Raw genomic sequence first — 11,782 nt, forward strand, 5'->3', positions numbered from 1 at the left:
TGTCCGCAATTAATCCAGTTCTAATTTTGCTTTTTCTAGTAACTCTTCCGGTAAATCCTTGTTCACTGCAACACCCAGCTCCTTAAATTCAGAGGCCTGTTTAATCAAGTTACCTTTTCCTGAATAAAGCTGCCCGAGCGCTTTATCATAGGTTTCCTGCGCTTTATCAAGTTGTTTACCAACCCCTTCCAAACTATGCAGAAAACTGTTCAATTTGTTGTAAAACTTTTCAGCTCTTAGCGCAAGCTCCTTACTATGTTTGCTTTGTTCTTCAAAACGCCATAGCTGTTTTACAATATTGAGGCTGGTCAGTAATGTGGTTGGCGTCGCGACCAGAACTTTATTCTCGAGCGCATATTGATAAAGGTCAGGGGCATACTTGATGGCTTCAACAAAAGCAGATTCAACGGGAATAAACATGATCACCACTTCAGGAGAGTTTAACCCAGGCAGTCGCTCATAGGACTTATCACCTAACTCTTTGACTCGCGCTTTGACTGCCAAGACGTGTTCTTTCAGTGCCTGTTGAGCTGCGAGCTCATCTTGTGCATTCACATAGCGCGTATAGGCATTCAGAGACGTTTTTGCATCCACGACAAGATGCCGACTCTGTGGTAAGTAAACGATAACATCAGGGCGAAACTTACCCTGCTCTGTGGTAAAGCTTACTTCTCTTTTGTAATCGTAACCAGGCCGCAGACCTGCACTATCTAGTACATTTTCCAGCATCAGCTCGCCCCAATTTCCCTGCGTTTTAGTCTGTCCTTGTAACGCCGTGGTCAGCTTGCTTGCCTGATCAGTCATCGCCTGATTGTTTGCTTGTAAATGTAAAAGCTCAGTTTGCAGTGCTGCACGCTGTTTAAGCTCTTCGCTGTGTATCGCTTCCATTTTGTCACGAAACCCCTTCAACTCACCCTGAACCGGCGTCAAAATGTGCTGTATTTTTTCTTGGCTACGTGCTGCAAATTGTTGGCTCTTTTCCTCAAAAATCTTACTCGCTAGGTTTTCGAATTCTTGCTTCAGTGTTTCTTTTGCTTGCTCTAATTGCGCTATTTGTGCTTCAAATGCACGTTGCTTCTCAATCAAGGTAGTTTCTGTATCTGTCAGCTTGAGCGCTAATTGATGCGCTTTATCTTGCTCATTTTGCAATAGGGTCTGAGTTTGCTGCCACAACCCATAGTACTCTTTTAGTTGGGCATGCTTTTCTGTAAGTCGAGCCTGATATTGTTGAGCTTCGCCGTGAAGTTTCAACTGTTGTTGCTTTGCTTCATTAAGCTCAATTTTAATTTCTTCATTGACTCTCTCCAGCATAACCAGTTGATTTTGCAACATTAAAGCGTCAGCACGAGCTTTTTGTTTTATGGAATAACACAGCACGGCCAAAACCATCGAAGCAGAAATCGCCCCTGAACCAAACAAAAGACTAATAGTTACCATTGGCAGATCAGACAAAGTACTCCAAAACATAGTATGACTCTTATCAATTAACGCTCGTTAAATCATACCTGAGTACTTGAAATCATTCACTTAGATGAGCGAGAGAAACGTAAATTTAGTGGGGATTCGAGAGCGAGCGGTAGAAACTCACTCTCTGCAAAGGCATGTGGGCTCAGCTGTCGATATGTTGCTCATTAAAACGATAACCAGCACCATAAACCGACTCAACTATTTTTGGTGAAAACTCAATATTCTTAATTTTTTTACGGATATTTTTGATATGGCTATCGATCACTCGGTCAGAAATATCAAAATTATCCGGCTGAATATGATCAAGTATTTGCTGTCGTGAAAACACTCTATTCGGCGCATTGTACAGCATCGCAAATACATCGAATTCGACTTTTGTCAGGCTTAATGATTGGCCTTTTAGAGAGACCAGTAATTGCGCATCATTAACTTCGATTAGCGGCTTCTCTGGCGCTGTCACATTACTACAGCGACGAAGTATCGCTTTGATTCGCATTACCAACTCAGCTGCACTAAAGGGCTTACACACATAATCATCAGCGCCAAACTCCAAACCTTTAAGGCGGTCAGCTTCAGAGACTTTCGCTGTTAACATGACGATAGGGACCATAGAGAACTCTCGGATCTGCTGCATACACGCAACACCATCTTGATTGGGTAGCATTATGTCCATCAATATTGCATCTGGACTGTTTGCACGGACCCAATCAACCACTTCTGCGCCGTCAGCAATATGTGATATCTGAAAGCCGGATGCTTTGAAAAACAACATCACCTGCTCAGCAATATCAAAATCATCTTCGACAATCAAAATGTGGTTCATTTCTTCCATTAGTTTCTCTTTTTTGCTTTAAGTACTCTTAATTGCTGTTTAACCTGCTTCTTCAAATTAGAAGACAATGTGTCATCAAACAACAGCATTGTTAGTATGCTGGCCAAATCTTCAGAGCTTGCAACTTCATTAATAAGATCATAGTCGCACAGCGATTGAGGTTCAATAAAGTTTAACTGCGAAATTGAGTTTTCATAGCACAACATAGTTACCCGCCTTAAGTCCAATTCATTTGGTGTTTTTTTCCTATGTGTGTATTAAAGAGCAAGAATATGGATCAAATGTGGAACAAAACCAGAAAAAAGGGTAATTGCAATTACACTATATTACACGAGTAGTAATCTTGAGCGATGGCACAGCTTCCAACACAAGCAGTTCTCCATAAAAAGAAAAACCAGCTCAAGTGAGCTGGTTTATTACAAAAACGTAACGTAATTAATAAGGGGAAATCAACATGTGCTCATTGTTTAACTGCTTTAACAACGTGCATTAAAGTAGACTTTAACATGATTGGAAAGTTCAAAATTATTTTTAATTTTTTATCAATTCCAACATTTGTGCCTCATTGAATTCGCTTAATTTAACCCCAGCATCAGCAAATAGGGCATCTACGAGTGCTTGCTTATCTTTTTGCATTTGAAAAACTTTTTGCTCTATTGAGTTGGCAACAATAAGCTTATACACAAATACAGGCTTATCTTGACCAATTCTATACGCGCGGTCAGTTGCTTGATTCTCAACAGCAGGGTTCCACCAAGGATCAAAATGAATGACAGTATCGGCCTGAGTCAAGTTTAAGCCCGTACCGCCGGCTTTAAGCGAAATTAAAAATACATCAACTTCACCTTCAGTAAATCGCCCGATTGCTTTGTCTCGCTGCCTAGTTTGACCCGTCAGCATTGTGAAAGGAATACGTTGCTCTGTGCAAAGTTCAGATATCATATCTAACACGGTCGTAAACTGGCTAAATATAATAATTTTACGACCTTCTTCTAAAAGAATTGGTAAATGCTCGCCTAACCATTTGAATTTAGCACTCTGATGATATTCGGTTGTTTTATCTACCAGTCCAGGATGACAGCAAATTTGTCTCAACTTTAACAGAGCATCCAAAAATGCCAATTTACTGCTTTCGACACCTTGCTCTTTAAACAGATCGATTAAGCTCGATTCTACTTGACTCTGAACATGCTGATACAACACAGCTTGCTCAGCACTAAACTCAAGTTTTTTAATCAGCTCAGTTTTTGCGGGCAGCTCTCGAACCACTTCGGATTTTGTTCTTCGTAGAATAAAAGGCGCGATTAATGACTGTAGCTCTTTGGCCTTACGGCTATCACGTTCTTTTTCAATAGGCACTTGGAAGTACTGTTTAAATTGCTGCTTGGTACCCAAAACATCCGGCATTACAAAGTCCAGTAATGATTTGAGTTCCATCAAATTATTCTCAACAGGTGTACCACTCAAGCATAATTTGAACTCCGCAGACAGTTGTTTCACGCATTTAGATATTTGTGCCGTTTCATTTTTAATATATTGGGCTTCATCTAGCACAATAGAGTCAAAATGAAGTTCTGAATAATGCGCTAAATCGCGTTTTAACAAAGGGTAGGTTGTAATAATAAAGCGTGCCTGAGAGACCTGGTTTAACTGTTTATCACGGTTACTGCCATGCACAGTTAACACAGGTAGATGTGGTGCAAATCTCTTGAATTCACTCTGCCAGTTGCCAACCAAAGAAGTCGGGCACACAATAAGAGATGGCTTAGTGACCAAAGTATTGTGTTGAGAAATAAAGTAAGCAATGACTTGTAAGGTTTTCCCGAGTCCCATGTCATCCGCTAAAATTCCACCAAGCTGATGTCGATTTAAAAACTTTAACCAATTGACACCTTGCAATTGGTAATCGCGCAATGTGAACGTTTGTTGGCTGCCCCCTAACATAGATGCGTCTTCACTGACGGGCTCACTCAATTCTGCCAAGTAATCCAGTAGACGTTCATCCGTTGAGACACTTTCAACAGCATCTAATTCAAATAGTTTCTTTGCATAGGAGAGGGGGAATTTAAACTGTGAACTAGACAAGTAATAACTAAATCTAGTCTTTAATAGCAACAACTCTTCATAGACTTCTTTCGAAATTGCATAGTGTTGCTCAGCAATTTGAACATACTGGAACACATTTGCAATAGAGTTTACTTCATGGCTTTGCACCTTATCCCAATCGAGTAAAATGAGTTTGTCATCAAACATCACTTTACCAATCACATGGTGCTTTTTATCTCGTTTTAACTGCAATGTCACTTTTGGCAGTTGGACTTTTTTACATTGCTGAATTTCATCGACCTGCCACATTTTTCTTTGCAGGTAGGGCCTGACTTCACAATTAAACCAATGGTACGCAACGTCATCATCTACCGGTAATCTAAAGCCGTCGCTTTGCGCTTCAAAACCGAGACCCAATAGCAACTTTTCACAACGATTCAACTGCTTTTCGCTCGAGTACTTTGTTTTTGTATCGCACAGAGATAAAGCTAGCTGTTTGAACTCGCCTTCAATTACGTCTAACCTTGCAACTAACTTATTTTTTTGCAGCAGCTTTTCGTAGCCTACAGGAGGAGGTATTACGTTATCAGCAAACACATCTTGAAAGCGCTTAATGACCGCTTCAACCTTGTCTTTTTGAACACTAGGCATCGTTTGAAGATGCGATATTTCAGACGCACTCAGCTCTGACTCAATCCTGCCTAGCAGCATTTTATCTGTATCTAAGTAAACCGGTGGGTCTGACTTTATTAACAGCCACTGCTCCACATCTGTTAGGTTGCTTTCGAGTTTAAATGTGTCTTTTTCTGCCTTCCAGCTGAAATCTAAATGCTGCATATGTCCAAACTGCAACGGTTTACGGCTGTTGCCATAGAAGCAACGCTTTGTAGCAACCAACTGCTGTAAAGCCGCGAACCCCCAGCTACCGGATAGCTCGAAGTGACCGGGCGTGTTTTGTGAACGTACCCAACTAAATAGCCTGTAATCACTTTCTAAAATGTCTTTTGGTGGGACGTGCGCATTTAATTGCTTCTCGGTAAGAACACGGCCAAGAGGGTAATGCCCATCAGGTTTATGAGGAGACATCTTAGGATTTAACAAAAGCTCATTTCCACGATGCTCAATTACAAAAAGCAACACATTTGTGGCATCTAAATCAGAGGCTTGCTGTAATAAGGAAAGCTCATTAAACCAATCATTGACAATGAACGACTCACCAAAACCGCCAGAGTGTTCTACTTTTAATTTGAGTAATACCGCGGCTATATGACGACATTTAGCATTATTAGAACAAGAACACTGCGCTTCAACGGAAGGTGTTCCTCTTACCTGCTCGATTTTAATATGCTGGGTGAACGTATTGCCATAGTTACCCATAACCTGTGCATCAATACGAGAAAAATCGGCGCTGTGTTCTAAAAAGCAGATTTGATCATCATTAAGATACTCTTTCGCCTTAGCCAACATAGCAGAACTGAAATACTGCTTGAGAAAGCGCTCTGATAAAGGGAACTGAGATGACTGTTCCTGTTTAATTTCTTCAAATAAAGCTAATAGCTGCTCTTTCGATAACTGCGAGGACATTATTTAACAAGTAAAAGGACGTAAAAGACCAGTATATGAAATTACGGAAATGAGCTAAAGAGGCAAATTGCACAAAATTACGAAAATTTGACTGGTTGGAGGTCAAAAAGAGAGAAGTATGGCCTAGTTATCTAGGCCTAAACAAATTAATTAAAGCTGCTTAACAATTTTTGCAATTGCTCTAACCGCTTCTCTGTCAGCACCTTATCATCAATTTTAACGGTAATTGCACCTGAGTTAATGCTTCTTTGTACTTTGACAAATTTATTCTCAAGTAAACATTCATTGCGATTTGTAGACTCTAACTCGAATGTAGTCAGGTGCTTTGTAATTGCAATCGAACGCTTTTCGTCACTCATATTGTTGTCTTCTAGAATGGAATCAGAAAACTCAGACACTTTCAGTGCAAATTGCTCAGGGTGTTCTTTAATCGCAGCAATAAGCTTTTTTGCGACTTCACGCCCTAAATGATTTGGTGTTGGATACATTAGAACAACTTGTTTGTCTATTTGCTCATACGCTTTTATTGAATCTGCAACAGCAGTGTGTGATACACCTTCAATCGCAGCGATTTCTCGATATGAGCCTTTTTTTCCAACATCTTGCAATTTTTGACGCGTTTGAACATACGCTTTACCAAGTTCCCATAGACTAGGTGCAATGTATTGATCCGATGATATTGCAAGCGCCTTAGCATCTTCGTCTGTGAAATCTTCAGAACTAAATACAATATAATCAGCCTGTGCCAATAAACACGCCATACGTCGCCTAGAGCCAGACAAAACCACCTGTGAAGTGCCTTTTTTCCAACATAACGCTGGGTGCATATTTTTACCGTCTGCTTTAATGGCAGGTAATATGTCGGCTACTGACTTTTCATTCAATAGGGACTGTTCGCGGCGGTTTTTACCATAAACAGAAGTTGTCGGTTCAATTTGTTGAAATGGAATGACCTCACAGATCAGTTTGATCTGTCTGTTGGGATCACTTGGTGCTGGCATGGTGACTTCTTGGCCAACAGATGCCTGTCCTAATAAATCGTCTAGACTACTGCTTTCTACAGGGGTTGCAAAGGGATCTATTCTTGTATCATTCTTACGTTTTCTAGCCATATTTAAGCCTGTATTCTTAGTCTAAACTTGATTGAGTTGACGCCCAGTTAGAGCGAATTAACATTTCTAATTCATCAACAACATCTTTAATGTTTTCTTGTGATTTTAGTAATGACTCTCGGCTCGCCAGAGAATCAGACGTTTTTTGATCGAAGATAGTGTTGAATGAAGAAGAACTTGCCGTAATTGCAGAGCTATGGTTGATAGGGTAACTCATTACTTGCCTACCAAATGCCGTTCTTACGTCTTTGACGATATCACGCTGAGAATGATTACCTTTGACATAATTGGTGACTAAAAACTGCATAAAATCCCAACCTTCATGGCCCAGAGCCGCAACAGTATGATAAATCTCACCAAGGCGTTTTAGATACTTGTTGTTTGCGTCGAAATCTACGGCCTCAGGATGAACCGGTATTAACATGGCTGTAGACGCCATCAGTGCATTGTAGAACATGAAATTCAACGAAGGGGCTGTATCTATCAGAATAATGTCAAACTCGTCCTGTACGGGCTCTATGACACGCTCCTTTAATTTGTGATAGTGTCTGGTATTGTCATATCCAGAAGACTCTTTTAGTTCAGTTGCAGTTTCATGCTCAAAGTAAAAGTCATCCATACCAGAAGGCAGAATACGAATATTAGGAATATGCGTTGTTTGAAATGAATCAGAAACTAATTGGGTCCAAGTTTCTCCTTCGTCTAACTCTATGCAGTCTCTCATTAAATCGCCAACAGTGATTGGATCATGTTCTCGAGATGGAAAAAAGCTAGAAGAAGATCCTTGAGGATCCAGATCAATGATACCTATTCTGTATCTTTTGATATTTGTGGTTGCGAGTGCAGCCGCCAAATTTACCAATGAGGTCGTTTTACCACAGCCTCCTTTTAAACTATTGATCACGATCACTTGTAATTTATCTTGCTCCGATCTGTGATCAGAATGGATCCCAAGTGTATCTGCCATCGCGAAAATATTGCTAAGGGTATATGCATAATGCCCATTCGCGCCCTTTTGAATGCTTAAATGATCAAAATCGCCTTGGTCGTGTCTTCTTTTTAAAGTTCTGTTATTGACACCCAATAGATCCGCAGCTGCCTTTTGAGTATATGTTCGTAACTCTTTGTCTTCTGACTTTAGGTGTGCACGATAATGTTGAATACGTCCTTCTAACGATTTTTCTGCAACTTCGGCTGTTGCTTTCAACAATTTATAAGTAGAAAGAGCATTGCTATTGATAGACATACTAATATTCCTTAACTTGATACTTAATATTATAATGTCCATTAAATAAAACGTAAACATATAAAAAGCATGACATCACAAAAAAATACTATTAAGACTTTGCTATAAAGAATAAATAAGGAGTTTAGATATGGTTAAATATATAGGTATATAAGGATAGAGTGTAAAATATAGATTATAAATCATTGTTTTTTATAGTCTTTTATGTTTTTTCTAGATCAATAAAATACGTGGTAAAGATCAGATCTTTAAGTACTGACAGATCGAAAAAATACTAACTAAAAACTAATCAATCTAGATAGTCACAGGTTATCAACAGGATTATGAACAAATTGGGTAGGTGAGATCTAATTTATACCAACTTGATTGGAGCAGATATCCACAAATACTAAAAAAACGAACTCTTCTAGTTAATAAAGATCAGATCTATACCATGGATAGATCTGATCTTTACTAATTTATATCCCATTTATACACAAGCGAGTTCAAAGATGCCGAAAAACTGTGACTTTAGGGACGCTAAATAGCCAAGATTCGCTGATTTTGGACATCTCTAAGTAAAATACTGATCCGAAAAGCGACATCACTTAGTAAAAAATTGATCTGAAGAAAAACTTGAGAACAGATCAGTTTTTTACTAACTTAATCATTTAACTTTTCTCTTTGAATGTGTTGTTATTAGCTGTCGAAAGAATCTGGAAGTAATAAAATGAACCGCAAGGTAAACATCTCTGTTGATAACCTCCCTGACTCGCTTCGTGGTCAAATCCATGGGGTTGAAAGTGCGATTGATAACGAAAGCTTAGCACTATTTACAGACAACAAAGATGTAAGAATTTCTTTGGAAAATACAAATCATGGGCTTAGAGCATACTCCAATACGTTCAACCATTATGACTTATGGGGTAGATTTGTACGCTCCGGACACAAAAAACTTCCATTAGAAGAAGCACCGAAAAAAACCATCATTACGCGTAGGATTTCTGAGAAGGTTGATGGGATTCTTTATGATGGCGAAATTAAAATAACCCCCGCCGTTGTTAGCAGTAAGAAAGATGGCGATGAAACAGAGTTTTTGGTTTGGCCATCTGATAGAGAAGAAAAAGTAGAGCGCGCACTTATTAGACTGGCATCAAAAGGGAAGATTGTTAAAATCAATTTTAAGTCCGGTATTCAATATGCGGTTATTTTTTCTATGAACGAACTAGCTCAGGAGCTCAAAGCTGTTGGGCAATCTATGCCTTATCCACAAATAAAAGAATCACTGGAAGCACTTCAAGGTTCAAAACTCTCGTTTAAATATCGAGCAACTGATACTAAAAATAGCGATGTTGATGATTCATTTTATGAGTCAAATATGAACTTTTTATCGTCATTGCATTTTAGTGGAAAAAAAGGGCAGGGTGGCAATATAAAATGTGTTGCTTGTTTAAATGCCTTTGTTCACAACATGATCGATAATTTGGAGTACAAAGGCTATTATTTTAATAGCGCACAAGAACTAAAACGGGGTTTATCTCGATGGATGATGTTGAGACTCTATCACTTATGGCGTTATGCAGCTCCAGGTAAAACCTATCATTTTAGACTTTTGTCAATTATGGAAAAATACGGTTCCATCTATTCTTCTGATGAAATAACAGATAATAAATTGAAAGCGCTTCGACGTGATATGACTACGACGATGAAGGACCTAATAGAAAAAGGTGCTATTTCAGAGTACAACATATCGAATGTAAAAGATGAGCAAACTGGAAAAATCATAGATTACATTTATGAAATGCATCCTTCGGCTCAGTTCTGTGAAGAAATTCTTGCTCTTAACAAACACAATAAACGCATCGAAATACAAGGCGGTAAGAGATTGGTAGAAGATGCAGAAATTATTGATGAAGACATTCTAGAAGAAATAGTTAAGAAATAGTGTTTATAGAGCTACAATTAATTATGTTAAATTGAGCGTAGCCCTATATTATCAACCGCTTAGTCCAAAGTTTCTAAATAAATACGCTCAATGAGATAACTATAATCTTTTTTTCTGGTATCGATATTGGCTGCGCTGTAATCTGGTAACTCACCTAGCTTAGTTTCTTTCTGAGGATTTAGTAATATAAAAGGAAGTGCACCGCTAACATGATATCTATTTTTTGCCGTGAATCTGATATTAACTTCAGGTGTTACTCGAGTCGGCCTCTTTATTCTAAGTTTACTTTTCTCGTTTAAGCTTCCTACACGTAGCTTTTCTGTTTCAACAATTTGAAACCAACTTTGTTGATCTATAACACGCGGGTTAGAATAACCAGACGATTTATTCAACATTTCCAGTGCAGCTTGCTTTGATAGTGTAATGGAAGAATGCTTTTTCATCCAAGTAAAACGAACGGAGTAGGGAATTGCATCTTCGAAATGTATCTTCCGATATGCTGCTAAAGTAATTAAGTTTGGAACAGCATCATGAACAGCTTCAAAACGTGCATCATTATTGTTAATTTCTAAAATAGCATCTTTAAAACTTTGCTTAGCTTTATTTACGTCAATAAGTCGTGACTTTAACTTTAAATCACTGTCATTTACCGCAATTATACCAGGGTGCCTAGTTAATATTTTTCCGCTTTTTTTATCATCTACAAAAAGATCTTTAAACCCAGATAAACACTTTTCTAAAGCTAATTCACCGGACAATTTACTAACAAGTATTTCTTCGGGGGCTTTATTTTCGTCTTCTTCAGTGATATCTGGAAGTGAAAAATAATAGCAAGTTACTATTTCACTATCCCTAATTTCATCACAAAGCAGTGAGATTTGATCATTAAGGTAGTCAAAATTACTTCTGAGATTAAATTTTTTACTCATTTTTTCTAATGGTATGATGTGTTCCTATTATTATAGCTAAATCTTTTAGATATATCCAATTATTAGTTAATTGAAACATTTAATTAAACGCTAGTAATTATCAGTAGAACACATCATGCTTTTTTGAGGTACGTTCTCAAATCTCAAATATATTAAAAGCTGCTCGTAGCAGTTTAGTTTTTGGATGGAAATATCTTAAATACTATTATTTAGTTTAACAATTTGAAAAACAATTAAAGTATGATGTGTTCTTTTATTATATCAAAAAAACTTTTTTGTATCTATCTAAAACAAACAGCTCTCTACGTGTCGTTTTATTGGTAACTTTCTGTATATATTTTCGATGTTGTTAAGTTAGAAGTGAAATTAGATATAGTATGATGTGTTCCTTATAGTATAGCTAAAACTTATCACTAGTATCAAGTAATTATGCTTAAGGTCTTATCTCTTAACATTAAAAAATGAGGCTTGTTACTTTTTAATAGAAGGCATTTTAATAAATTTATAAAGGTGTGTACTCATTCATAAGTTTAATGAACAAAATGAGTTTGGCAGTTGAGTTTGGCAGTTGAGTTTGGCAGTTGAGTTTGGCAGTTGAGTTTGGCAGTTGAGTTTGGCAGTTGAGTTTGGCAGTTGAGTTTG

At 38.0% G+C, this 11,782-nt stretch carries 8 protein-coding genes; 1 reads left to right on the forward strand and 7 read right to left on the reverse strand.

What is annotated here, in order from left to right:
• Positions 1-9 precede the first annotated feature (9 nt).
• The 6 genes from rmuC to L1286_RS10075 form a co-directional block, all read right to left on the reverse strand.
• Positions 10-1,467 (reverse strand): DNA recombination protein RmuC, encoded by a 1,458-nt coding sequence (gene rmuC, locus L1286_RS10050; protein ID WP_235406801.1) that lies wholly within the window; start codon positions 1,465-1,467, stop codon positions 10-12.
• A 142-nt stretch (positions 1,468-1,609) separates the two neighbouring features.
• The gene (locus tag L1286_RS10055) at positions 1,610-2,290 is read right to left on the reverse strand and encodes a response regulator (protein WP_328284209.1); all 681 of its coding nucleotides are present in this window, start codon (positions 2,288-2,290) and stop codon (positions 1,610-1,612) included.
• Positions 2,291-2,298: 8 nt separating this feature from the next.
• Positions 2,299-2,505, reverse strand: a complete 207-nt coding sequence (locus L1286_RS10060; RefSeq protein WP_235406804.1) for a hypothetical protein — start codon at positions 2,503-2,505, stop codon at positions 2,299-2,301.
• Positions 2,506-2,830: 325 nt separating this feature from the next.
• Positions 2,831-5,929 (reverse strand): DEAD/DEAH box helicase, encoded by a 3,099-nt coding sequence (locus L1286_RS10065; protein ID WP_235406805.1) that lies wholly within the window; start codon positions 5,927-5,929, stop codon positions 2,831-2,833.
• 146 nt (positions 5,930-6,075) lie between these two features.
• Entirely contained in the window at positions 6,076-7,041 is a 966-nt protein-coding gene (locus tag L1286_RS10070) for a ParB N-terminal domain-containing protein (protein ID WP_235406807.1), read from the reverse strand.
• Positions 7,042-7,057: 16 nt separating this feature from the next.
• The gene (locus tag L1286_RS10075; RefSeq protein ID WP_235406808.1) at positions 7,058-8,287 is read right to left on the reverse strand and encodes an AAA family ATPase; all 1,230 of its coding nucleotides are present in this window, start codon (positions 8,285-8,287) and stop codon (positions 7,058-7,060) included.
• Positions 8,288-8,996: 709 nt separating this feature from the next.
• On the opposite strand from L1286_RS10075, the gene L1286_RS10080 reads away from it, so the two are divergent.
• Positions 8,997-10,211: a replication protein A gene (locus L1286_RS10080; RefSeq protein ID WP_235406809.1), complete on the forward strand. Its 1,215-nt coding sequence runs from the start codon at positions 8,997-8,999 to the stop codon at positions 10,209-10,211.
• A 59-nt stretch (positions 10,212-10,270) separates the two neighbouring features.
• Here L1286_RS10080 and L1286_RS10085 read toward each other — a convergent pair whose 3' ends face one another.
• On the reverse strand, positions 10,271-11,140 hold the full coding sequence (locus L1286_RS10085; protein WP_235406811.1) for a DNA replication terminus site-binding protein: 870 nt from the start codon (positions 11,138-11,140) through the stop codon (positions 10,271-10,273).
• Positions 11,141-11,782 lie beyond the last annotated feature (642 nt).

It is taken from the genome of Pseudoalteromonas sp. SMS1 (genome assembly GCF_021530565.1).
Lineage (GTDB): Bacteria > Pseudomonadota > Gammaproteobacteria > Enterobacterales > Alteromonadaceae > Pseudoalteromonas.

Coding starts and splice junctions, on each gene's coding strand:
- rmuC (WP_235406801.1), bottom strand. CDS start 1,467: ATGTTTTGGAGTACTTTGTCTGATCTGCCAATGGTAACTATTAGTCTT.
- L1286_RS10055 (WP_328284209.1), bottom strand. CDS start 2,290: ATGAACCACATTTTGATTGTCGAAGATGATTTTGATATTGCTGAGCAG.
- L1286_RS10060 (WP_235406804.1), bottom strand. CDS start 2,505: ATGTTGTGCTATGAAAACTCAATTTCGCAGTTAAACTTTATTGAACCT.
- L1286_RS10065 (WP_235406805.1), bottom strand. CDS start 5,929: ATGTCCTCGCAGTTATCGAAAGAGCAGCTATTAGCTTTATTTGAAGAA.
- L1286_RS10070 (WP_235406807.1), bottom strand. CDS start 7,041: ATGGCTAGAAAACGTAAGAATGATACAAGAATAGATCCCTTTGCAACC.
- L1286_RS10075 (WP_235406808.1), bottom strand. CDS start 8,287: ATGTCTATCAATAGCAATGCTCTTTCTACTTATAAATTGTTGAAAGCA.
- L1286_RS10080 (WP_235406809.1), top strand. CDS start 8,997: ATGAACCGCAAGGTAAACATCTCTGTTGATAACCTCCCTGACTCGCTT.
- L1286_RS10085 (WP_235406811.1), bottom strand. CDS start 11,140: ATGAGTAAAAAATTTAATCTCAGAAGTAATTTTGACTACCTTAATGAT.